General features: G+C 58.0%; 21 protein-coding genes. 2 read left to right on the top strand and 19 right to left on the bottom strand.

All coding sequences use genetic code 11. From position 1 onward, the window contains the following. Positions 1–4 precede the first annotated feature (4 nt). The 6 genes from UB23_RS27465 to UB23_RS27490 form a co-directional block, all read right to left on the bottom strand. A complete protein-coding gene (locus UB23_RS27465; RefSeq protein WP_045062686.1) occupies positions 5–1,345 on the bottom strand; it encodes a KamA family radical SAM protein in 1,341 nt (446 codons plus the stop codon). A 29-nt stretch (positions 1,346–1,374) separates the two neighbouring features. Then, a complete protein-coding gene (gene yfcF / locus UB23_RS27470; RefSeq protein ID WP_045062687.1) occupies positions 1,375–2,019 on the bottom strand; it encodes a glutathione transferase in 645 nt (214 codons plus the stop codon). A gap of 203 nt (positions 2,020–2,222) precedes the next feature. Beyond that, complete coding sequence (locus tag UB23_RS27475) at positions 2,223–2,690, bottom strand: cupin domain-containing protein (protein ID WP_045062689.1); 468 nt, start codon at positions 2,688–2,690, stop codon at positions 2,223–2,225. A gap of 81 nt (positions 2,691–2,771) precedes the next feature. Then, positions 2,772–3,266 carry a RidA family protein gene (locus UB23_RS27480; RefSeq protein WP_045062691.1) on the bottom strand — a complete coding sequence of 165 codons (495 nt, stop codon included), beginning with the start codon at positions 3,264–3,266 and terminating at the stop codon, positions 2,772–2,774. A gap of 27 nt (positions 3,267–3,293) precedes the next feature. After that, complete coding sequence (locus UB23_RS27485; protein WP_045062692.1) at positions 3,294–4,574, bottom strand: ATP-grasp domain-containing protein; 1,281 nt, start codon at positions 4,572–4,574, stop codon at positions 3,294–3,296. A 42-nt stretch (positions 4,575–4,616) separates the two neighbouring features. Further along, entirely contained in the window at positions 4,617–5,717 is a 1,101-nt protein-coding gene (locus UB23_RS27490) for a hypothetical protein (RefSeq protein ID WP_045062694.1), read from the bottom strand. 149 nt (positions 5,718–5,866) lie between these two features. Between UB23_RS27490 and UB23_RS27495 the strand changes: the two genes are divergently transcribed. Then, the gene (locus tag UB23_RS27495) at positions 5,867–7,285 is read left to right on the top strand and encodes an aminotransferase-like domain-containing protein (protein ID WP_045062697.1); all 1,419 of its coding nucleotides are present in this window, start codon (positions 5,867–5,869) and stop codon (positions 7,283–7,285) included. Positions 7,286–7,420: 135 nt separating this feature from the next. On the opposite strand, the gene srmL is transcribed toward UB23_RS27495, so the two are convergent. Then, positions 7,421–8,569, bottom strand: coding sequence for a PheS-related mystery ligase SrmL (gene srmL, locus UB23_RS27500; protein WP_045062698.1), 1,149 nt, complete (start codon positions 8,567–8,569; stop codon positions 7,421–7,423). Positions 8,570–8,855: 286 nt separating this feature from the next. Between srmL and UB23_RS27505 the strand changes: the two genes are divergently transcribed. Further along, positions 8,856–10,220 (top strand): hypothetical protein, encoded by a 1,365-nt coding sequence (locus UB23_RS27505; RefSeq protein ID WP_152644329.1) that lies wholly within the window; start codon positions 8,856–8,858, stop codon positions 10,218–10,220. Positions 10,221–10,551: 331 nt separating this feature from the next. On the opposite strand, the gene cyoE is transcribed toward UB23_RS27505, so the two are convergent. From cyoE to UB23_RS27565, 12 genes are all read right to left on the bottom strand, one after another. Further along, positions 10,552–11,439, bottom strand: a complete 888-nt coding sequence (cyoE, locus tag UB23_RS27510; RefSeq protein WP_045062703.1) for a heme o synthase — start codon at positions 11,437–11,439, stop codon at positions 10,552–10,554. A gap of 11 nt (positions 11,440–11,450) precedes the next feature. Then, entirely contained in the window at positions 11,451–11,786 is a 336-nt protein-coding gene (cyoD, locus tag UB23_RS27515; protein ID WP_028623533.1) for a cytochrome o ubiquinol oxidase subunit IV, read from the bottom strand. Beyond that, positions 11,787–12,413: a cytochrome o ubiquinol oxidase subunit III gene (locus UB23_RS27520; RefSeq protein WP_045062707.1), complete on the bottom strand. Its 627-nt coding sequence runs from the start codon at positions 12,411–12,413 to the stop codon at positions 11,787–11,789. Positions 12,414–12,416: 3 nt separating this feature from the next. Then, positions 12,417–14,447, bottom strand: coding sequence for a cytochrome o ubiquinol oxidase subunit I (gene cyoB / locus UB23_RS27525; RefSeq protein WP_045062708.1), 2,031 nt, complete (start codon positions 14,445–14,447; stop codon positions 12,417–12,419). 3 nt (positions 14,448–14,450) lie between these two features. After that, positions 14,451–15,395, bottom strand: coding sequence for a ubiquinol oxidase subunit II (cyoA, locus tag UB23_RS27530; protein WP_045062710.1), 945 nt, complete (start codon positions 15,393–15,395; stop codon positions 14,451–14,453). Positions 15,396–16,220: 825 nt separating this feature from the next. Next, on the bottom strand, positions 16,221–16,730 hold the full coding sequence (locus tag UB23_RS27535) for a disulfide bond formation protein B (RefSeq protein WP_045062712.1): 510 nt from the start codon (positions 16,728–16,730) through the stop codon (positions 16,221–16,223). 458 nt (positions 16,731–17,188) lie between these two features. Next, a complete protein-coding gene (locus tag UB23_RS27540; protein WP_045062714.1) occupies positions 17,189–17,965 on the bottom strand; it encodes an ABC transporter substrate-binding protein in 777 nt (258 codons plus the stop codon). A 296-nt stretch (positions 17,966–18,261) separates the two neighbouring features. Then, positions 18,262–18,714 (bottom strand): molybdopterin synthase catalytic subunit MoaE, encoded by a 453-nt coding sequence (gene moaE, locus UB23_RS27545; protein ID WP_045062717.1) that lies wholly within the window; start codon positions 18,712–18,714, stop codon positions 18,262–18,264. A 3-nt stretch (positions 18,715–18,717) separates the two neighbouring features. Further along, positions 18,718–18,960: a molybdopterin converting factor subunit 1 gene (gene moaD, locus UB23_RS27550; RefSeq protein ID WP_045062719.1), complete on the bottom strand. Its 243-nt coding sequence runs from the start codon at positions 18,958–18,960 to the stop codon at positions 18,718–18,720. Continuing rightward, a complete protein-coding gene (gene moaC, locus UB23_RS27555; RefSeq protein WP_045062721.1) occupies positions 18,957–19,430 on the bottom strand; it encodes a cyclic pyranopterin monophosphate synthase MoaC in 474 nt (157 codons plus the stop codon). The genes moaD and moaC overlap by 4 nt, the downstream gene beginning before the upstream one ends. 271 nt (positions 19,431–19,701) lie before the next feature. After that, a complete protein-coding gene (locus tag UB23_RS27560) occupies positions 19,702–21,096 on the bottom strand; it encodes a PhoH family protein (protein WP_045062722.1) in 1,395 nt (464 codons plus the stop codon). Between the two features lie 337 nt (positions 21,097–21,433). Next, complete coding sequence (locus tag UB23_RS27565; RefSeq protein WP_045062725.1) at positions 21,434–22,558, bottom strand: polysaccharide deacetylase family protein; 1,125 nt, start codon at positions 22,556–22,558, stop codon at positions 21,434–21,436. Positions 22,559–22,754 lie beyond the last annotated feature (196 nt).

Genomic DNA, 22,754 nt, shown 5'->3' on the forward strand with positions numbered 1-22,754 from the left:
CGTCCTACGCCGTTTCCAGCAGGACCGGTATCAATTCGGGCGCAGTCAGCGGCTCGTCCTGAAAAAAGAATCGCCGCTCGCCAAAGGCTGGGCGCAGGTCATCGAACCAGCTGGCGTGGGGATCGAATTGCGCATGAAAGGTGCGCAGCACCCATTGCGGATCCCGGGCCTGGAGAAACTGCAACACGAAGACTTTTTCTCCGGCCACGGTTTCAATCCCGTTGATCAGAACCTTGCCGTAGAAGGTGCTCATCGAGGGGCCGCGCACCGTGCGGGCGAGCCCGGACACGCTGCGATAGGCCGCCTGGAATATCTCGAAGGCCCGGGCCAGCGGCATCGCGAAGTAATGACGAGGGCCGGTGTCGCGCTCGACGAACATGTAATAGGGCACCGCGCCAAGTCGCACGCCTTCGGTCCAGAGCTCGGCCCAATCGGCGGGGTTTTCGTTGATATGGCGGATCACCGGCGCCTGCATGCGCAACACGGCGCCGGTGGAGCGAATGCGTTCGACGGCCTGGCGGGCGATGTCCTGGCGCAGCTCGACCGGGTGGTTGTAATGCCCCATCACAGACAAGTGCTTGCCTGCCGCGACGATTCGCCGGAACAGTGCCAGCAGCTCGGGGGCATCCTTGTCGCTGACGAACCGCTGCGGCCAGTAAGCCACCGACTTGGTACCGATGCGGATACTGCGCAGGTGCGGTAACTCCAGCAGCGGCTCGATGTAGCCGGCCAGCGAGCGAGTGTTCATGATCATCGGGTCACCGCCGGTGATCAGCACGTCAGTGACTTCGGTGTGCACCCGCAGGTAACTCACCAGTTCCTGGGACTCACGGGCGTTGAACTTGAGTTCTTCTTCACCGATGAACTGCGCCCAGCGAAAACAGAAGGTGCAGTACGCGTGACAGGTCTGGCCGGCGCCAGGGAAGAACAGCACGGTTTCCCGGTACTTGTGCTGAATGCCCGGCAGGACTTTACCGTCCAGGCTTGCGCCGTTATGGGTCAACTGGCCGGCCGGATGGGGGTTCATGCGCAGCCAGATCGCTTCGATCCGGCGCTTGATGGCCGCAGCGTCGTCCTGCTCGATCAGTTGCTTGAGCGACGCATACTCCTGCGGCAACAGCATGTCCGGGTGGGGAAAAGTCATGCGAAAAATCGGATCATCGGGAATGCTGTCCCAGTCGATCAATGTTCCGAGCACGTATTCGTTGGTGCGAAATGGCATCACCCGCGCGACCACGTCCATGGCTTCCTGTAACGCTGGCGTGAGCCTGTGCCAGTACGGCGTCTCGCGGATGGTCCGGGCGTTATAGGGCTTGTATCTGTGCAGCTCCGACATTCCCTGCATGGCAGCGCTCCCGATGAATTCCTGACGAGTTACTGGGCAGTCGGTGCTATGCGCTCGATGTCCAGCCACGCCCGCACGCTGTCGCGGTCCCACTGCCGGCGAACATAGGCGGCAAGTCGCGCTGGCACATGATCGCCATTGGCAAGCAAGCGGTTGAGCATGATTGCCAGGTCGGTGTCAGCGATGCTCCAGTCACCGAACAGGTGATCAGCGCCGCCTTTGAGCAGGCGATCGGCCACGAAGAACAATCGATCCACAGCCACCAGGGCCTCCTCGGACAGGGGCGTGTCTTTTGTTCCGAAGTAGATGAGATCTGCCGGACGCTCCCGGCGAATGATCAGCAGGTCGCTGCGTAACCAGGCTTGAAGCTGGCGGGCCCGGGCGCGCAGCCGGGTGTCTGCAGGGAACAGTTTTCGGCCCTCGGGCGCGACTTCGTCCAGGTATTCGGCAATGGCCGAAGACTCTGAAAGCGCGAAGTCTTCGTGGACCAGGGTAGGTATCTTGCAAGTCATCGACAGGTCTCGATAACTCGCCTGATAGTTCTCTCTATTTTTCAAATCGAGGGTTACACATTCAAACGGAAGTTGTTTTTCTTTCAGCGCCACAAATGCCGACATGGCAAAAGCACTGACAAAATCCGCCCCTACGTACAACTTTATATTTGAACTTTCCATGGACCACTCCCTTGCATCAAGACTATTAATCCGTTGCACTGGAGTCGATGCTAGATAGTTGCTCACGCACTGAACAGATACAGAAATTATCTGTTTACACGGATACAGAAATCGCGCATCGGACAATACAAAAACAAAAACAGGGAGTCGGCTAATGCGGACTCCCGGAAGGACAGCAAACAGAGTATGGGGGTTGTCGAGGCTCAGCTCACTGCGGTAGCCATACTGGAAAGCAACGCCAATTGCGGCATGTTGCTCATGTTGAGCATGGCCATCGACTCGGTGGCGCTGGTGTTGACGAAGCCATGTCGGGTCCAGGCGGGCACCAGCAGGACGTCGCCGGTGCTGGCGCGCACCTCGTCATCCTCGCCCATGGTCAGCAGGCCGCTGCCGGCCTGTATGACAAACAGATGCCACCAGCCATGGGCGTGGCCATTCAACACAGCGCCGGGTTTCAACCATTGCATGGACACCGCCACACCCGGTGTCAACTTGCAGCCTTCGAGGCTGTTGTCGTGGGCCAATGCGACGATATCGACTTCGCTGCCCGCAAGACTTTCGCGCATTGCAGCAAGTTTATCGCTCGTCCATACCCGCGCACTCTGGGGCGGCTGATGCAAACTCTGACGAAACTCGTCATATGAAAAAAACGCACCTTGAACATTATTCATTCGCGCATTCCAACTTGATGTCGACGTCATTCACCGAACAATAGGTGAAGCCATCGACACTGTAAACCCAACACGCCGCGCTTATAACGCAGAAGGCCGCAGGGCTGCGATCATGTCCACTTCCACCGCCGCATTCTTTGGCAACTGATAAACCCCAACTGTGGTTCTTGTATGTTTACCCGCATCCCCCAGCACATGACTGAACACGTCCGATGCGCCATTGGCCACTTCACTGAGGTCGACAAAGTCCGCAGTGGATTTCACGTACACAGTGACCCGCACCAGCGACTTGATTTTATCCAGCGAGCCGATGGCATCCACTATCAACGCCAGCCCGCGCATGGCACTGATGCTGGCGGCTGCCTGGGCATCACTGAGGCTGAGCTCCAGGCCAACCCGTCCGGGGTATTGGATCTTGCCATTCATGCGCGGCACCATGCCGCTGATGTACAGCTCATCATGGTGCCGGACCAAGGGCGCGTAGTGGCCGCCGGCGGTGTTTTCGCCATAGATGTCGTAACCCAACTCCTTGGCGAGGGTGAGGAAGCGCTCATCACAGGTTGTGTGTTCAAACATGGGTATTACCTCTCAATCAAATCGTGTTCAGCCCATCGCTCTGGCGGGCGGCGCCAGGCAGGCGACTTCCATGCGCACTTCAACCGCCTCGGCCAGACGCAACAAGTCACTGGTGAGTTGCTCGTAGTCCTTGTTGAACAGGACGATGTGGCCGATAAATGAAGTGTTGTCCTTGACCAGCGCCGACACCGAGTCGCCGATGCGCCGCTCATACACGGCCGCCACCAACTCGATGCCGAGCATCCGTGCCACGGCGTCGATGTCTGGCAGGTCACGTAACAGGCCACCGCCCGGCGCCCTGAGCAGGCGAATGCCGCAATAACCCCGCGCGACCGGATCCTGTCGCTCGCACTGGCCCTCCACGGCCCACCTCACCCAGCGCTCCCATGGGTCGAAGTCGACAAAGGCAATGCGCGCCAGGTCCCAGATGTGCATGCCGCCAGGGCGCATGTTGGTTTCCACCGCCGAAGTGAGTTGGTCAGGGCGCAGGAAGATTTCGTTGTGGTAGGCACCGTTGTCCAAGGACACCAGCCCCGACATGTGCCGCCCCGCCGCTGCCAGGCGAGCCTGGGCATCACCCTGCAACGGCGCAGGCACCACCTGCTGGATCTCGGCCCGGAAGGCGCCTTCGGTCGTGGTTTTTTCGGTGATCCAGGTGCTGCCGGCCACGTAGTCCCAGCTGTACTCCCGAGCATCGCGAACCAATTCTTCAAGCACGATGCCGCCATTGCGATAAGGCTTGAGTGCCTGCCACGCCTCGTCGCATTCGGACGGGTGATGGATCACCCGGCAGCCGCGACTTGCACCTTCACAGGCGGGCTTGATGAACGCCCTGCCGCCCAGTTCGACGACCCGCTGGCGCAGTTCTGCCAGGCTCTCGACACGGGTTGAAAATACGGGACGGTAATCTTCGGGAGCCGTGCTGGAGGTTGCTTCGAGCTTGCGGAAAATCTGCTTGTCCAGCCCCGCCCGTGCTTCGTTGGGCGTGATGCCCGGGAGGCCGTAATGACTGGCCAGGGCCGCGCCGAGCAACACCCCGCGGTCGGAAAACGGCAGCACGCCGATCAGTTTCCAGCGATCGACCGCCAGGCAGCCCACCACCAGTTCCAGGGAATCGGTTACATCCTCGGGCGCCATTGAAGCGCTGCAGACGTGGTCCGCCACCTGGTCGTCATCAGGGGCAATGCGCTCGACCACCAGGATCAGCCTTGCGTTGTAGAGCGTCTTGCAGAGGTCGCGCAGCTTCTGGATATCGTGAACCCGGTTGCCGTTGTACCCGACCACTACTACGCATGACGTCGTCTTCATGAAACCTCCTGCCTGTGAAGCAAAAAAAGCAACCGCAATGGCTCAGTCTTGCAGCGCCGCGTTGGATGTGCGGTTGAGCCAGTACCACGCCAGAATCCCGCCCGCGCCGATGGCGGCCAGCAGCAACGCGTTATGGGGCGCCGGCACCACCCGCATGATCAGCACCGTGAGCCCGGCGCCGACGCCCAGGGACACTTCCTTGACGAACATGTTGTTCTGCTTGACCGAGAAGTAATCGAGGTAGCTGAAGGCGCACTCGGCGATGGACAGCAAGGCCACCCAGATCAACGCGCCGAGCAGGGTTTCAACATGAAAGGCCGCGGGAGACGAGAGCACCGCGAAGCCGGCGACGATGATCCCGATCACGGCGAGCACCTTGAAGCGCCCCGTGCGCTCGATGAGCTTCATCACCGGCACCTGGGCAAACACCACGACCGCACTGTTGAGGATCAGCATCAGGCCGTACCAGGCTGGCAACTCACCGGTTTCGAGCAGGATCGCTTGTGGAAGAATCGAGAAAACACCAAACAGCTTGATGCCCATGATGATGCCGGCGATCGCCCACGGCAGTTTGTTGCGCCAGCCGCTGCCGTCCTGTGACACCGGACTGGCCGCTGCTGACTGGGTGGTGAAGGTCGCGCCCATGGCAATTGGCACGCACAGCAGGACAAAGCTGGCAGCACCGAGGAAAAACACGGTCGGGGTCAGCAATGGCGACAGCAGGATCAGCCCGGCCAGCAGGCTGCCCATGTTCATCGCCACCCGGTTGTAGGCTGCGCCCTCCTTGGTCTGGGCCGCTTCGCTCTTGATCAGGTAACCGGCAATCGCGATGCCATAGGCAAACAGCGCCGCAGCGAACATCACCATGCCCTGATTGCTGGTGACGGCCAGCAGCACCAACCCCAGGGCGGCGCACAGCAAGGTGACGCTCAGGGAACGACGACCGAGCACCAGCAACGTCAACGGCAGCAGCAATAACAACGCCCGATAACCCAGGGCAAGGATGCTGTTGGTGGCGGTGTCGAGCCAGACGTTGGCTTTGCCCAGCACGGCAAACAACGACACGGCGGTAATGATCCGGATCGTGAACAGACGGATGTTAATCACCGGTTTGGCGATGGCGGCCGTTGTCTCGATACTCATGCAACACCTCTGGAACCAAATGATTGTGCGAGCAAAAAACGCCGACAATCAGGAAAGACTGTAAGGTGATGGTAGAGAGAGACGGGTGTCTTGATCAGAGCAAGTTCGTATAGAATCAAACGAACTTTACTGCCGGAGAGACCAGTAAAATGCAGGTTCAACGCGCAGTCATCGCGGCCATCGAATTCCAGCCCGGCGTACCGCTGGTGCAGCAGATCGTCGATCAGCTGTCGGTGGCGATCAACCAGGGCGGCCTGCCCCACGGCTCCCGCCTGCCGCCCATTCGCGAGCTTTCGGACCTGATGAATGTGGGCAAGTCCACGGTGGTCGATGCCCTGGATCGGCTGCGTGCCAAGGGCCTGGTGGTTTCCCGCCAGGGCTCGGGGCATTTCGTGCACCGCTCCAGCGCCATGCCCAAACTGGATGCCGGCCCCGACCTGCTGCCCCAGGACACGCTCAGCGTGGTCCGCCGCGCGGTGCTGCAGGACAACGGCGCACTACGTCCCGGCGCAGGTTTCCTGCCTTCCTCATGGCTACCGGCCGATGAATTGCTCAAGGCCGTTCGCGGAACCCTGCGCGACGCCTCCCTGCGCATGGGTGAATACGGCGTGGCCGCCGGTTATCCGCCGTTGCGCGAAGCCTTGCGGGTCAAGCTGACAGCCATCGGCATCGAGGTGCCGGTGGAGCAGATCGTCACCACCGCCAACACCGTGCAGGCCATCGATATGCTGATGCGCCTGCTGATCAAGCCCGGCGACACAGTGCTGCTCGACGACCCGTGCTACTTCACCATGCACACCAACCTGGCCTTGCACGGTGCCAAGGTAGTGACCGTCCACCGGGGTGTCGAGGGCATGGACCTGGAAGCGTTCGAGCGGACAGTCATTGCCCATCGGCCTGTGCTCTACATGACCAACAACAGTCTGCATAACCCCACCGGACACTCGTTCTCGCCGGCGCAGGTCTATCGCTTGCTGGAGTTGAGTCACCGCTACGGTTTCCACATTGTCGAAGACGATTTGTATTGCGACCTGCAACAACGAAGCACCCCGCGCCTGGCGGCAGGCGGACTGGACAACGTCAGCTATGTGTCCGGTTTCTCCAAGACCCTGACCGCCAACAGTCGCGTCAGCTACGCGGTGCTTGCGCCGCCACTGGCCGCACGCATGATCGGGCTCAAGATGGCCGCCGGCGGCATGACCTCGGAACTGGCCGAGCAGATCATCTGCAACATGCTCAGCGACGGCAGCTACGCCAAGCACACCCGCCGCACCGTGGACCGGCTCTACGACTCGAGCAACCGGGTGACCCGCTGGCTGGAAGAGGCCGGTTGCTCGGTGTCATCGTTGCCCCATGAAGGGTTGTTCATCTGGACCCGATTACCTGATGGGTTCCACGCCGAGACCCTGGCCAGAAAAGGCCTGGAAATCGACCTGGTCCTGGCCCCCGGCACCCTGCTCAGCAAAGCCCCGGACGCCTGCCAGCACCTGCGCTTCAACGTCGCCCACAGCGACAGCAGCCAGGTTCGCGAGCGCTTTTTCCGGTTGCTGGATACACCACAAAAATAGCCGACTACCGCCCTCCCCGTAGGAGCTGCCGCAGGCTGCGATCTTTCGATCTTCGCGATTTCTCTTCACCGCAAAAAGATCAAAAGATCGCAGCCTTCGGCAGCTCCTGCAGGGGTTCGGTTTGCCTACTCGGCATCAAACATTCGAAACATCCATCTTGTACCCCGCCCCGGGTGCGCCCTCGTGCAACGCGCACTGGATATCCGCGTACAAGGCGTTCGCCTCAGCCGTCGTGATCGATCGCGAACAATCTCGAAGCACCACCCGGAGCAGTACATTCTCCTGCCCTGGCAACAGCCCGAGGCGCTCGATGGCCTGCACAGGCAAATCAGCGAATCCCCAACGTCCCTTGACCTGCATTTCCTCAATCCATTCGGCGCAGTCACCGGCCGCGAGTAACATTTTTTCGGTCAACACTTCTTCGCTCAACCCCGGTGTAACCGCCAGGGAAATATCACGAGCAATCGACGGCAAACGCGAAACCGCACGCCATGGATTCAAATCATGCATCTGCGCCTGCACCCGTACATTCTGATCCCGCAGCAAGCGAATATCCGGAATGCCTTTGCGCAGCATCGTCAGCCGATCCAGCCCCATCCCGAGCGCCAACCCACCATGACGCGATGGATCTATCTGCAACCGTTCCAACAACGATTGCGCAATACGACCGCACTCCAGGACCTCGACGGGAGCGCCGTCATTTATCACGTTCACTTCGATTCCACCCTCGGTGTAGTGATGCGGGCTGTCACTGTAGACCCATGGTTTTTCAGGCACGGCCGCCTGAAGAATATCGCCGACCAAGCGCAGCAAATGCTCGTGCGTCGACAGCTGCGGATCACCGAGGACCCAGATATCCATTTGATGCGGCTCCGCGCAATGCCAGCGGTCACGACTGTCTCGGCGAAAAGTGATACCGGGCGCGGCCAGCAGTATCGTCTCCCCCGGCTGCCGACTACCAGCCGCACGCTGCAGCGCAGAAGGAATCTGACTGGTGGTTTGCGTACGCAACAGAGAGTGCTCATCGACCCAACGGGTATGTTCGCTGCCCAATGTGATTTCAGCGGGGTCATAGCCGAGCAACCCGTAGTTTTCCTCGGCAGATACAACACGGGGGCCTGTCTGTAGTTGAGCCTGGGGCCAGCCGCTTTCAGCCAGTCGCTGAAGGATTTCATTGAGCAATAGTCGGACGGCATGCTCGGGAGCGCTTTTTTCGGTGAGATCGACCAGTAACAGAGCCTGGTGGACCGCCGCATCGGTCAGGTATTTTTTTGATGCATTCACGCTAACAGCCCTCTAACGACAGTTGACTTCAGGGCTCTTAAAAACCACCCGACAAGGAAATCTAACGACAGAAGTTGAGCGCTCACAACCCTACGAACACCACATTCCAGATTTTCAGAACACTCCTTCAGAGACTTCCTACGGACTATCAAGCGCGCGCCATGAGCGAAAAACAGAATCGCCGGTCAACGACTGCCTGCCACCCTGCACCTTTTTTTGAGTTCTCGTAACACGCATCACATACCCGCACAGGTAATCAAACCGTCGTTCAAATGAGGTCAGTCACATGCTCGAATTAGGTTCCTTTCCAATCGCCAGGGCTCCAGCTATTCCAGATATCACATCAGCCTCTCCTCCTGTGAATTCCATGCAATCGGACTCAAAGCCTTACGTCGTCGACTTCAGTAATGCAGTTCCGGTGGCAGTGGAAAACGGAATGGGAACCAGCGCGAACCTTGGCAAGGTTGTATCGTCCGAGGGTGAACGTTTTTATCTGAAAGACGCAGTCAGTTATGACTCAACCAGTCCTGTAGTGAGAAATGCAATTACTTCACGAGAAGTGGTCAGCACCGAGATTTATAGCTTGTTCTTGCCAGCACCGAAAGCACGTATGGTTAATGAATGCAGCTGCATAATGGAGGGCGCAGACAACGAGAAGATTTTTATTGCTTCCCGACTTGAAAACTACCAGGATTTCGGCGATTGCTTGATCAAGGAAGAATTAGCGGATGACCTCGAACGGCAATTCAAGGAATTCACACATGAAGATGCTGCCGCCTTCAAACACAATGCGGTCATTGCGAAAACGCTCACTGGCGAATTGACCAAATTGCGTGATCAACACCTCGACTGGTGGGTAGGCGTCGATGGGAATCCGGATCAAGAGCTTGTTCAAGTCTACAGAGCCAAAGCACTACAACTTGAAGAAGTGATGCAAAAGCAATTTCATATATTGCCAGAGGCCTTGCAACGGCAATCGCAGGATAGTCTGGGTGTATCGCAACTGCTGGGAGACTGGGATCCCTTCAACGTGTTTTACAAGAACATGGGTATTGTCAAAAAGGGTGATGGGAGCCTGCACGTCATGCGCCTTGATTTTGGCAGCTGCCTGGATGTTGGCTTTCAAGGGCAAACCAAAGAAAACGGATATGAAACAGCAGTCAGTCAACGACCGGCCGTTTTCCCGGAACTGAAACATCGTTTCAAAAGGGAAGATGCAGTCTTTTCAGAAAAACTCCCCCTGCTTGCGCAAGAGTTTCATACCTTTCCTTACGCTGACCATGCCCAATCCATAGCAGGAAAAACCGAATGGGCGCATACCACGCGCATGAAGATTGGTTACCGGTGCAGCCTGTTGATGCAGCAAAAGGGCTCCGCACAAAATGCTTTTGAGACCATTATCAAAACACAGTTGATGAATGCGCCAGGTTTTAAATCGGCAGACGACCTGATCCAGGTTCTACACGCCCGCATGGATGCACTCATCGATAAGCAATGTGGTGGAAGTCACAAAATTATGGAGTGGGAGCAGAACAACCCCGAGCTTTCAGGCGCCATAAGAGCAGATCTTTTATCCAGACTGAGCATCCCAACAGTACCGCTAGTGAAGACCCAAACCCACTCCTATCCTATTGGTTTCATCAAAAGCTGAATGTCAAATAACTGATCGCCAGCACCGCCTATCTACCGACGACCTCCCCTGCCAGCAGATCGCTACAATGGTGTAACGCCGTACCCACAGGCTCATCCTCAAAAATATCAGCGTCAAGCATGAGGTCTCTGCAGGAGCTGCCGAAGGCTGCGATCTTTTGATCTTCAGCTATGTCTGTTCCTGCCAAAGATCAAAATCAAAAGATCGCAGCCTGCGGCAGCTCCTACAGGGGTTCGGCGTTGTACTCACTGGCGCGAGTAGCGAGATAGTCGCCCATAAAAAACCCCGCGCTTCTCTCGAAGGCGGGGTTTTTCTTTACGGCAGTCGACGCTTAAGGCGCGTACGTCAGCAACAACTCACTCGGCACTTTGAAGTCCAGGGACATCATCACGCTCAACGCGGTAATGGTGAAGATCGAGAACACGAACAGCTTGCGTGCCCAGACCGTGTCATCCACTGCCTTGTAGCCGGTCCAGGCCATGTACAACCAGTACATGCCCATGGCCGCGGCGACGGCGAGGTAGCTCATGCCGGCGTAGCCGCTGAAGGTCAGCATCAAGGTGGCCACGAGGAAGGCCAGGATGTAGAGCAGGATGTGCTTCTTGGCCACTTTGATCCCCCGCTTCACTGGCAACACCGGAATCGATGCGGCCAGGTAATCGTTGAAGCGGAAGATCGCGATGGCGTAGGAATGCGGCATCTGCCACAGGCTGAACATCACCAGCAGCGTCAGCGCTGCCATGTCGAAGCTGTTGCTGACGGCCACGTAGCCGATCACCGGCGGCATCGCCCCCGACAGACTGCCCACCAGCGTGCCGTGAACCGACTTGCGCTTGAGGTACAGGCTGTAGAAACCGACGTAGATGACAAAGCCGATCACCGCGAACAGCGCCGCGAGCGGGTTGGCCACCTTGTACAACAAGGCAACGCCGGCGACACCCAGGACGGTCGCGTAGATCAGGGCCAGTTTCAGGGAGATCAAGCCCTGCACCAGCACCCGGTTCTTGGTGCGCTCCATCTTCACGTCAATGTCGCGGTCAATGCAGTTGTTGAACACGCAACCGGAAGCGACGACCAGGGACGTGCCGATCATGGCGGCCAGGAAGATGGCCAGATCGACATGCCCTTTGGAGGCCAGGAAAAATCCGCCTGCCACTGAAAGCACGTTACCGAAAATGATCCCCGGTTTGGTGATTTGGATAAAGTGCTTCAAGGACATCCGGATTTACCTCAGTGCGCCATCATGTTGGTGTGGATGCTGAACATGATCCACAGCGACAGGCCAACCAGCAGGACGATAACGATCGCGGCGAAAACAAACGCAATGACGTTGTTACGCTGGGCGGCCGAGCGGTCCAGGTGGAGGAAGTACACCAGGTGCACCAGCACCTGGACGACTGCGAAGATCAGTACGATCCACAGGGTCATGGCTTTCGGCAGAGTCGGGTACATCACCAGGCCGAATGGAATGACGGTCAGGATCACCGACAGAATGAAACCGATAGCGTAGGACTTGACGCTGCCGTGGCCGGCGTCGTGGCTATCGTGGGAATGAGCGTTAGCCATTTACATAGTCCCCATCAGATAAACAACGGTGAATACGCAGATCCACACCACGTCCAGGAAGTGCCAGAACAGGCTCAGGCAGCTCAGACGAGTCTTGTTGGTCGCCGTCAGGCCGTTTTTCTGCACCTGGTACATCATGATCGCCATCCAGATCAGACCGCTGGTCACGTGCAGACCGTGGGTGCCGACCAGGGTGAAGAACCCGGACAGGAAGCCGGAACGGCTAGGGCCGTAGCCTTCGGAGATCAGCAGGTGGAACTCGTTGATCTCCATGGCGATAAAGCCGGCGCCCAGCAGGAAGGTCATGGCCAACCAGCCCAGGACCTGAGTCTTCTTGCCCTTGAACAACGCCAGCATGGCGAAGCCGTAGGTGATCGAGCTGAACAGCAGCAGAGCGGTTTCGCCCAGTACGTACGGCAGCTCGAAAATGTCGGCGCCCGACGGGCCACCGGCTACGTTGTTAACCAGTACCGCGTACACCGCGAAGATCGACGCAAACAGGATGCAGTCGGTCATCAGGTAGAGCCAGAAACCGAATACGGTCATCTCGCCCGAGTCGTGGTGATGGTCATCGTGCCCATGTCCATCGACATGGGTGTGTCCAGCATTGGTCACTAAGTTCGACATGGTTTAAGCCTGTTCCAACGAGGTTTCAACACGGGTGGCGTTGGCTGGGATTTTCCCGGCCGCTACCAGACGTTTGTGCTGCTCGGCTTCGATGCGCTCGATGACATCCACCGGCACCATGTAGCCCTGATCGTCACGGGCGGCATGGATAGTGAAATACACCACGGTGCCAACCAGACCCACGATTGCCAGCCACCAGATGTGCCAGATCATCGCGAAACCGAACACGGTCAGCAGAGCACCCATGACCACACCGGTAGCGGTGTTGTTTGGCATGTGGATCGGCTCGTACTTGGCCGGAGCCTGGTACGCGGTGCCGTTTTCCTTGGCTTCGGTGAACGGGTCGATGGTTTGCGCTTTCGGCAGCACGGCGAAGTTGTAGAACGGAGGTGGCGACGAGGTCGACCATTCCAGGGTATGGGCATTCCACGGGTCACCGTGTTCGCACATGTTTTCCGGCTTGTTGCGGTCACGCACACTGACGTACAGCTGGATCAGCTGGCAGGCGATGCCGACAGCGATCATCACCGCACCGAACATGGCGACGTACAGGTACGGCACCCACTCAGGGTTGGTGGTGGCGTTCAGGCGACGGGTCATGCCCATGAAGCCCAGTACGTAGAGCGGCATGAAGGCGACGAAGAAGCCGGTGATCCAGAACCAGAATGCAGCCTTGCCCCAACCCTCGTGCAGCTTGAAGCCGAACGCTTTCGGGAAGTAGAACGCGAAGCCTGCGATGTAGCCGAATACCGCGCCGCCGATGATCACGTTGTGGAAGTGAGCGATCACGAACAGGCTGTTGTGCAAGACAAAGTCAGCACCCGGAATGGCCAGCAGTACGCCGGTCATGCCGCCGATGGCGAAGGTCACCATGAAGCCCAGGGTCCACAGAACCTGGCTGGTGAAACGCAGACGACCCTGGTAGATGGTGAACAGCCAGTTGAATAGCTTCACCCCCGTCGGGATCGAAATCAGCATGGTCGCCAGCCCGAAGAAGGCGTTGACGCTCGCACCCGAACCCATGGTGAAGAAGTGGTGCAGCCAGACCATGAAGCCCAGGATCGAGATCGCGCCAGAGGCGTAGACCATCGAGTGATGGCCGAACAAACGCTTGCCAGTGAAGGTCGAGATGACTTCGGAGAAGATCCCGAACGCCGGCAGAATCAGGATGTAAACCTCGGGGTGTCCCCAGGCCCAGAACAGGTTGACGTACATCATCGGATTGCCACCAAGTTCATTGGTGAAAATGTGGAAATCCATGTAACGGTCAAGTGTCAGCAGTGCCAGGGTAGCGGTCAGGATCGGGAACGAAGCCACGATCAGGACGTTGGCCCAGGTGCAGGTCCAGGTGAAGATCGGCATGTCCATCAGCTTCATGCCAGGGGTACGCATTTTCAGCACGGTGGCCAGGAAGTTGACCCCCGTTAGCGTCGTACCTAACCCGGATAGCTGTAGCGCCCAGATGTAGTAGTCCATCCCTACGCCAGGACTGTATTGCAAGCCCGACAGCGGTGGATAGGCAACCCAGCCGGTCTTGGCGAATTCGCCGACGCCCAGGGACAGGTTGATCAGTACGACGCCCGATACCAGCAGCCAGAAGCTCAAGGAGTTCAGGAACGGGTAGGCAACGTCGCGCGCGCCGATCTGCAGCGGCACTGCAAGGTTCATCAGGCCGGTGAAGAATGGCATCGCCATGAAGATGATCATGATCACACCGTGAGCGGTGAAGATCTGGTCATAGTGTTCAGGCGGCAGGTAGCCAGGCGAACCCTCTGTGGCCATGGCCAGCTGGGTACGCATCATGATGGCGTCGGCAAAGCCGCGCAGCAGCATGACCATGGCGACGATGATGTACATCACGCCGATTTTCTTGTGGTCAACCGAGGTCAACCACTCGGTCCACAAGTAGGTCCACTTCTTGAAGTAGGTGATTACAGCGAACAGCGCCAGGCCACCGAGTGCGATCATGGCGATGGTAATCATCACGATCGGTTCGTGGAACGGGACCGCTTCCCAACTTAATTTACCAAACATCGTTTACTCCTCTGCCCCGGCAGCTGAATGCGAACTCATGTCCATCCCTTCCATTTGGGCCACTTCTTTCTCTTTCTTCTCGTGATGCATCGGCTTGCCCGGTTTCATGCCTTCGTACTTGTCGACGATGATCTGGAACAGGTTCGGCGTCACCGAGGAGTAGAGCTCGACTGGGTTGTTCTGGCTTGGCTTGGTAAGGGCTTCGTATTCAGCTTTTTCCAGCTGTTTAGGTGCCTTTTTGACTTCGCTTACCCAGGTGTCGAAATTCTCCTGAGAAGTTGAGATCGCTTTGAATTTCATGCCGGTGAAACCTGCGCCGCTGTAGTTGGCAGAGATGCCTTCCATTTCAGCGTCACGGTTGGCAATCAGGTGCAGCTTGGTCTGCATGCCGGCCATCGCGTAGATCTGGCCGCCCAGGCCCGGAATGAAGAACGAGTTCATCACCGAGTCCGACGTGACCTTGAAATTGACCGGGGTATTGGTCGGGAACACGATCTTGTTGACCGTTGCGATGCCCTGCTCCGGGTAGATGAATACCCACTTCCAGTCCAGTGCGACCACTTCGATAGTGATCGGCTTGACGTCGGATTCCAGCGGACGGTACGGGTCAAGTTCGTGGGTCGACACGTAGGTGACGTAACCCAGGGCAATGATGATCAGGATTGGAACAGCCCACACCGCGATTTCGATCTTGGTGGAGTGCGACCACTTGGGCGTGTACACGGCGTCAGTGTTGGTCGCGCGGTATTTCCAGGCGAACAGGAAGGTCATGACGATGACCGGGACCACGACCAACAGCATCAGCAACGTTGCGGTGATGATCAGGTTTCGCTGCTCCAGGCCCACCTGGCCCGTTGGATTGAGCAAGGTCATGTTGCAGCCTGACAGCAACAACGTGCCGATCAGCGGCAATAAGCCTAGTAGTCTGGGGTACCTGTTTTTACTCATCTCACGACCTCTAAAGCAGCTTGCGCAATGCAGTTGGGTTTTGATCGCCAACACTTCACCCTGCCAAGGGTTGGCATTTTTCTTGGATTGAATAAGGGCTGCCCGTCGCGCGTCAGACGCTGTTCGACAAATCCTGGGCCAGCGGTGAGTTCTTATTCGAATTCGTGGTCAAAGGCCTTGTTACAGACCAATTCCATTTGGTGCGGATAATTGGAAGGCACCGACACCTGGGGAGTCGCACGAAGCTCTGGAGCTTCTCGACGCCCTGTTCTGCTCTGGGGTGAGCAGTGCCGGGAATTCAGTGGTGGCGATTGTAGATATGTAACGTTTTATAAACCATGTCTTATCCCGAAATAATTTTTATCCATTTCGGCAACAATCATTCATGATTTTCGCAAAAGTGCGCCATGGTATCGAAAATAATTCTCAACAAAAACACCAAAAATAGTAGGTCTACCGGGCGCAGTTTAGACAGTGTCGAAGGCTTTTCAGCCTCGGTCTACCCCGCCGTAGCCCCTATATGACAAGGGCTCCGGCAAATCGCCAGGGCCTGTTAAAACTGCCTGTTCGAGGTTTTTCGGTAGTACGGCGCGCACCTGAAACTAGAGCCAATTTCGTCGCGCAGGACTGCGCCAATCAGTCACTTTGAAACGCCCTGCGACACTTGCTCTGTGACAACATGTCGCACACCTGTCGCACCCTCGACTGTCACACATCACGCTGTTTTTACTTCAGGGCTGAAACAGGCTTTTTACCCACAAAAAAATGCCCCGGCCTTCTCAACGAAGGCCGGGGCGTCTCAGCAACCCTGGCAACAGCGGCGAGTTAGCGCAGCGCCCTGCGGTTACGCACTGTCAGCACCGGCACCAGCACCACGATCATCACGAACGCCACCAGCGCCCACTGGGCCAGGGACAGCCCCAGGATCGGTGGATACGGGGTGGAACAGAAGCCGTCGACCTGGAACCCCAGCGGGAAGATCTTCGCCAGCGGCAGCCCGTCGACAATCGGCTGCAGTACGTCGATACCGCAGCTGACCGCCGGGTAGAACTGGGTGTAGACGTGATGCCCGGCCACTGCCACACCGGCCAGCGCGCAGATCACCACCAGGGTTTCCAGGATGGTAATGCTGCGCCGGGTGCTCATTGCCGCGCCAATGAAGGCAAACACCGCGACCAGCAGCAATGCGTAACGTTGCAGGATGCACAGCGGGCAAGGCGCCTCGCCCAGGACGATTTGCATGTACAGCGCGCCGCCGATCAGCGCCAGGCAGATGATGCCCAGCAATACCAGGTAGCGCCGCTCACGGCCCAACCGCATCGTTTCCTCGCTCATTGCGTTTCCCTTCTGAATTCGATTGACCGGAAGTCTACACGCTGGCCCCTGGCTTGGAGAGCCCCGGGGCGCATGGAATAGATGTCGGGGAATAAACGACAGGGCGGTTAAGAAGGGATTAACTTGGGCTACTTACACAGATGTGCATGTGCTTGCGACCGAATCGCCAGCAGGCTGGCTCCCACATTGAAATGCTCTCAACTGTGGGAGCCTCGGGCTGCTGTACCGCTCTGGGATGCATTCAAACTGTGGGATCCAACCTGCTGGCTCCCACATTGAAATGCTCTCAACTGTGGGAGCCTCGGGCTGCTGTACCGCTCTGGGATGCATTCAAACTGTGGGATCCAACCTGCTGGCTCCCACATTGAAATGCTCTCAACTGTGGGAGCCTCGGGCTGCTGTACCGCTCTGGAATGCATTCAAAACTGTGGGAGCCAGCCTGCTGGCGATGCTTTTGCTCAGTCGCCGTAAATATCCGACTTGAAGTACTTCTCGGAAATCTTCAGGTATTCGCCATTGGCGCGAATGCCGTCGATGGCGCTGTTCAGCTCGCTGACCAGTTCGGTGTTGCCCTTGCGCACGGCAATCCCGGCGCCCTCGCCCACATATTTCGGGTCCTTGAGTTCTGGCCCAACGAACGCATACCCCTTGCCGCGAGGCATCGAGAGGAAGTCACTGAGCGGGATGGTGTCGGCAAAGATCGCATCGAGGCGACCGGCTGCCAGGTCCATGTAGATCTCTTCGTTGTTGCTGTAGCGCTTGACGTTGACGCCCTTGGGTTCAAACACCTCGGTGGCGTAACGGTCAGTGGTGGTGGCGCGCTGCACGCCGACGTTCTTGCCTTTGAGGCTGGCGTACTGATCATCCACGACTGCGCCATCCTTCATCACCAGGCGCGATGAGGTGAAGTAGTACTTGTGGGTGAAATCCACCGACTTCTTGCGATCTTCGTTGATGGTCATAGACGACAGGGCCATGTCGATTTTCTTCACTTTCAGCGAAGGAATCAGGCCATCGAACTCACCTTCGACCCAAACGCACTTGGCCTTCATCTGCGCGCACAGGGCATTGCCGATGTCGTAGTCGAAACCGACTATCTCGCCCTTGTCGGTCTTGGAGGCAAACGGCGGGTAGGCGGCTTCAATGCCGATGCGCAGGGTTTTCTCGGCGGCGAACACAGAGCTGCACGCCAACAGGCTCAGGGCCAGACCGGTGATGAGGGGGAATTGCTTCATATTCGTTCTCTCGCGGGTTGTTGTTGGTTTGGCAAGACAGAAGAAAAAGCTGGAACTGGGGGGACGACTTTTTTGTACTTATAATTCCATACTGGACTTTTGTGTACTGGTCGTCAATTGGGGGATCGGCCGGTGGTCGGGAGGAGTGCCAAGCTGAATTCATTGGCGAAGCTGATGGCCTCTTCGCGGGCGAGCCCGCTCCCACAGGGATGAACGTCGCTCACACATTGTGCAAGCAATACAAGACCTGTGGGAGCGGGCGTGCCCGCGATGGCGTATCTGAGGACGACGAGGATCTACCGCTTCCAGCGATCCGCCGCCGCATGGTCACTGTCCCGCCCTTCCACCCACCGCGGCCCGTCGCTGGTGTTTTCTTTCTTCCAGAACGGTGCACGGGTCTTGAGGTAGTCCATGACAAAGGCGCAGGCGTCGAACGCCGCCTGGCGATGGGCACTGGCGGCCCCGACGAAGACGATCGGCTCCCCCGGTTCCAGCGCGCCGATACGGTGCAGCACTTCCAGCTTGAGCAGTGGCCAGCGCTGTTCAGCCTCCAGGGCAATCTTGCCCAAGGCCTTTTCGGTCATGCCCGGGTAGTGTTCAAGAAACATCCCGGACACGTCGAGCCCGTCATTGAAGTCGCGCACGTAGCCGACAAAGTTCACCACTGCGCCCACACCCACGTTGGCAGCCTGCATGGCATTGACTTCAGCACCCGGATCGAACGCCGCGCACTGCACGCGAATGGCCATGGTTCAGCCTCCGGTCACAGTCGGAAAGAACGCCACTTCATCGCCATCGACCAGCGGTTCATCAAGCTGGCAGAGGTCTTCGTTGCGGGCGCACATCAGGTTCTGCTCTGTCAGCACAACCGCGCCGTCGCGCCGGGCGACACATTCACGCACGTCATCGACAGTGGCGAAATCCCCTGAGACCTGCAGCGAATCGACCCCCATCGCCTCACGATAACGGGCAAAAAACTTCACGGTGATGTTCATGTCGGCTCCGCCTGGAAATGTCCGCTCTTGCCGCCGACTTTTTCCAGCAGCCGAACGCTTTCGATGGTCATGCCACGGTCAACCGCCTTGCACATGTCATAGATCGTCAGTGCCGCGACGCTGGCTGCCGTCAGGGCCTCCATCTCGACACCGGTCTGCCCGGACAACTTGCAGCGCGCGACGATGCGCACGGCGTCGTCGCCCTCGGCACTGAGCTCCACCTTGACGCCGGTGAGCATCAGCGGATGGCACAGCGGGATCAGATCGCTGGTTTTCTTCGCCGCCTGAATGCCGGCAATGCGCGCCACGGCAAACACATCACCCTTGGGGTGACCGCCGCTGACGATCATTTGCAGGGTTTCGGGCAGCATGCGCACCAGCGCCTGGGCGGTCGCTTCACGGAAGGTCACGGCTTTTTCAGTGACGTCGACCATGTTGGCGCGACCTTGGGAATCGAGATGAGTCAGCACGGGGTTACTCCTGATCAGGAGTGGCGATTGTAAACCTGCGGGTCAATTTTTCGCACGCAAGATTGCAAGGCTGCCGCCAAACACCGTAGGAGCTGCCGAAGGCTGCGATCTTTTGATCTTCAATCTGAAAATCAAGATCAAAAGATCGCAGCCTTCGGCAGCTCCTACCAAGATCAAAAGATCGCAGCCTTCGGCAGCTCCTACGGGGCGTTCGGCGCGAAATTCGGGTAACAAAACGGGCGGCTTAGGGCCGCCCGGTTTGGGTGAGGGGTTACAAATGCGTCTCTGCGTATTCAGCCAGAATCGAACGAGGCACCCCTTGCAGGGTGATGTGCACGCCATTGGGGAAGTCTTTGAAGCGTTCGGTCAGGTACGTCAGCCCGGAGCTGGTCGCGGACAGGTAAGGGGTGTCGATCTGTGCCAGGTTGCCCAGGCACACCACTTTGGAACCCGCGCCGGCACGGGTGATGATGGTCTTCATCTGGTGCGGCGTGAGGTTCTGGCATTCGTCGATCAGAATCAGGCTTTGCTGGAAGCTGCGACCCCGGATGTAGTTGAGGGATTTGAACTGCAACGGCACTTTGCTGAGGATGTAGTCGACGCTGCCATGGGTGTTTTCGTCATCCATGTGCAAGGCTTCGAGGTTGTCGGTGATTGCGCCGAGCCACGGTTCCATTTTTTCCGCTTCGGTGCCAGGCAGGAAACCGATCTCCTGGTCCAGGCCCTGCACACTGCGGGTGGCGATGATGCGGCGATAACGTTTGCTGACCATGGTCTGCTCGATCGCAGCGGCCAACGCCAGAATGGTCTTGCCGGAACCAGCGGCGCCAGACAGGTTGACCAGGTGAATGTCCGGATCGAGCAAGGCGTACAGCGCCAGGCTCTGGTAGATGTCACGCGGTTTCAGGCCCCAGGCTTCCTGGTGCAACAGGGGTTCCTGGTGCAGGTCGAGAATCAGCAGCTTGTCTTCGTCGATCTCCTTGATCCAGCCTACAAAGCCCTGCTCGTCGATGATGAACTCGTTGATGTGGACCGCTGGCAAGTTGTCGATCATCCGCACCTGATGCCACGTGCGGCCATGGTCCTGGCGGGTTTCGACATTTTTCACCAGATCCCAGAAGGAGCCGGTCATGTTGTGGTAACCATTGGGCAGCAGCGAAACATCGTCGACCAGTTGGTCAGTGCTGTAGTCCTCGGATGCGATCCCACAGGCCCGGGCCTTGAGGCGCATGTTGATGTCTTTGGTGACCAGCACCACCGGCAGCTTGGGCTCGCGCGCATGCAGGTCGATCAGCTGGTTGATGATGATGTTGTCGTTCAGGTGTTCAGGCAGGATGATGTTTGGCTCAGCCCGCTTGCTCATCAGAATTGACAGCAGACCCTTCGGCCCACTTTTGCCCCGCTGGATCGGTACTCCCAGTTCGACGTCTTCAGGGCTGGCTTCACCCAGTGTCTTGTCAATCAGGCGAATCGCCTGGCGACATTCCGCGGCTACGCTGTGATGCCCGCTCTTGAGCTTGTCCAGCTCCTCAAGCACGGTCATTGGAATGGCGACGTGGTGTTCTTCGAAGTTGAGCAGTGCGTTTGGATCGTGAATCAATACGTTGGTATCGAGTACATAAAGGATAGGCTGGTTGGAGGAAGAACTACGTCCGTGATCATCCATACTCGGTCACCTTTGTGGGAGCCAATCGACGCAATACCATGACAGTGCTGCGCCTCGAAGTAGCCACCGAATTCACCTGCGAGGGATCAAGTGAACTGCACACACAATTGGGTCTTGGGAGACGCCACCTGTGTTGCAGGTTTCGGCGGTCTGTCTTCGTAATACTCCAAAACAGGTGACAGGAAAAAGTACTTTGACGCTTTTTTGAAGTTTATTTTTCAGAGTGACGAAAAGCCCTTGGCGTGCAGGCAATGTGCCGTTAAAGTCGGAAGTCCGCCTGCATCGAAATCTCTCAAGAATTCGCCCCTCGCCCAATGTTTACGGGCTTTTGTCCTGTTCAGCGAAAACCGTCCTGACAGTCGTCCCAACCGATCCCGCTGGCCGCCGTTTGCGTGATCAGCCAGGGCAGCGCAGTTTTCACTGCATCCTGTTTCACATTGAAATTGATCACCCCGTGGCGCCACAGCAGCATCAGCGTCAGCACCCGTTGTGCGGCCTGATTGGCCTTGAGCTTGCCCGCGCCGTCCTGGGCGTCGATGTCCCACAGCGCCACCTGCAGGCCCTGCGCCTTGAAGAAGGCTGCCGCGTCCGCGCGACGCTGGCCGTCCGGCGGGCGAAACAGCGGCACGTAGTTTTCCGGCAGCTTGCTTTTGACCAGGTCGGCGCTGCGCCTTACCGAGTCCTGCCAGTCCTGCCAGTGGCTGTGGGAGCGAAACTCCCAACCCTGCACGCCGATGCACTGTTGTGAGTAAGTCGCTTGCAGGCTGGACACCGAACGCTCGGCGAGTCGCGCCTGAATGTCCTTGCCCAGCACGAAGAACGTGGCGCTGATGTTCGCCTTGCGCAGGTACTCGGTCACCCAGGCGGTATTGTCCGGCACCGCGTTGGCGGCGCTGTCGAAGGTCAGCAGAAACAGCCGGTCGTGCATGCCCTCGCCGTTGCGCTCATAGTCGCCAAAACGATCGACTTCGCTGGTGGTTTGCGGGAACAGCGCAGCCTTGCGCAACAGTTCGTCGAGGTACTGAGCGTGGAACAGGCGACTCGGTTCGGCCCATTTGATGTAGTAGCTGTCATCGCTGACCTGGAACTTGGCGGCCTGTTCGCGCAGCGTCGCCATGTCCTCTACCAGAAAGCAGAACGAGGCGTCCTGATCGCAGCTTTGCTGGGCGAAGTTGTAGTTGGCCAGCAGGCGCTGCCACAGGCGCTCGCGCAGTTGATGGACGGCGTCCGAATTGATCGTGCGCAGGCCCAGGCGTTGGGTCAGGCTGGCGTCGTCCATGGACTCACTGGCCAGCAGCACCCGCGCGAACATGAGGATTTCGGCGCGCGACGCGACGTCGAACAGGGTCGGGTTGCCGAGCTTTTCGGGCCAGGTGCTGCGGTCGAGCGTCGCCACCTCGCCGGGTGCCGCTGTGGCGCCGAGGCTTAAAAGGCAGGCGAGGGCCAGAAAAACGATACGCAATGGGATGTCTCCATAACAAAACCCGCGCGGCACTATATATCGGGAAGATCAAAAGATCGCAGCCTTCGGCAGCTCCTTGTATGTTGACCCAGCACCCAGCGAGAGAGGTCTAAGCTCGTTGGTGCTGACATACAAAGATGTGTTTCTGGGGGAGGCCGATGGCTCCTGAAGGCAGGACTTGCGCCTGACCTTGTCT

The sequence above is a fragment of the Pseudomonas sp. ES3-33 genome (assembly GCF_000952175.1).
GTDB classification, from domain to species: domain Bacteria; phylum Pseudomonadota; class Gammaproteobacteria; order Pseudomonadales; family Pseudomonadaceae; genus Aquipseudomonas; species Aquipseudomonas gregormendelii.

What these genes read in the sequence shown, in the direction of transcription:
- moaE (WP_045062717.1), bottom strand. Translation starts at nt 18,714, where the DNA reads ATGGCCATTCGCGTGCAGTGCGCGGCGTTCGATCCGGGTGCTGAAGTC.
- UB23_RS27540 (WP_045062714.1), bottom strand. Translation starts at nt 17,965, where the DNA reads ATGAAGCAATTCCCCCTCATCACCGGTCTGGCCCTGAGCCTGTTGGCG.
- UB23_RS27495 (WP_045062697.1), top strand. Translation starts at nt 5,867, where the DNA reads ATGCAGGTTCAACGCGCAGTCATCGCGGCCATCGAATTCCAGCCCGGC.
- UB23_RS27480 (WP_045062691.1), bottom strand. Translation starts at nt 3,266, where the DNA reads ATGTTTGAACACACAACCTGTGATGAGCGCTTCCTCACCCTCGCCAAG.
- cyoA (WP_045062710.1), bottom strand. Translation starts at nt 15,395, where the DNA reads ATGAGTAAAAACAGGTACCCCAGACTACTAGGCTTATTGCCGCTGATC.
- moaD (WP_045062719.1), bottom strand. Translation starts at nt 18,960, where the DNA reads ATGAACATCACCGTGAAGTTTTTTGCCCGTTATCGTGAGGCGATGGGG.
- yfcF (WP_045062687.1), bottom strand. Translation starts at nt 2,019, where the DNA reads ATGGAAAGTTCAAATATAAAGTTGTACGTAGGGGCGGATTTTGTCAGT.
- cyoD (WP_028623533.1), bottom strand. Translation starts at nt 11,786, where the DNA reads ATGGCTAACGCTCATTCCCACGATAGCCACGACGCCGGCCACGGCAGC.
- UB23_RS27465 (WP_045062686.1), bottom strand. Translation starts at nt 1,345, where the DNA reads ATGCAGGGAATGTCGGAGCTGCACAGATACAAGCCCTATAACGCCCGG.
- UB23_RS27535 (WP_045062712.1), bottom strand. Translation starts at nt 16,730, where the DNA reads ATGAGCGAGGAAACGATGCGGTTGGGCCGTGAGCGGCGCTACCTGGTA.
- UB23_RS27475 (WP_045062689.1), bottom strand. Translation starts at nt 2,690, where the DNA reads ATGAATAATGTTCAAGGTGCGTTTTTTTCATATGACGAGTTTCGTCAG.
- UB23_RS27485 (WP_045062692.1), bottom strand. Translation starts at nt 4,574, where the DNA reads ATGAAGACGACGTCATGCGTAGTAGTGGTCGGGTACAACGGCAACCGG.
- UB23_RS27560 (WP_045062722.1), bottom strand. Translation starts at nt 21,096, where the DNA reads ATGGATGATCACGGACGTAGTTCTTCCTCCAACCAGCCTATCCTTTAT.
- cyoE (WP_045062703.1), bottom strand. Translation starts at nt 11,439, where the DNA reads ATGTCCTTGAAGCACTTTATCCAAATCACCAAACCGGGGATCATTTTC.
- cyoB (WP_045062708.1), bottom strand. Translation starts at nt 14,447, where the DNA reads ATGTTTGGTAAATTAAGTTGGGAAGCGGTCCCGTTCCACGAACCGATC.
- UB23_RS27490 (WP_045062694.1), bottom strand. Translation starts at nt 5,717, where the DNA reads ATGAGTATCGAGACAACGGCCGCCATCGCCAAACCGGTGATTAACATC.
- UB23_RS27520 (WP_045062707.1), bottom strand. Translation starts at nt 12,413, where the DNA reads ATGTCGAACTTAGTGACCAATGCTGGACACACCCATGTCGATGGACAT.
- UB23_RS27505 (WP_152644329.1), top strand. Translation starts at nt 8,856, where the DNA reads ATGCTCGAATTAGGTTCCTTTCCAATCGCCAGGGCTCCAGCTATTCCA.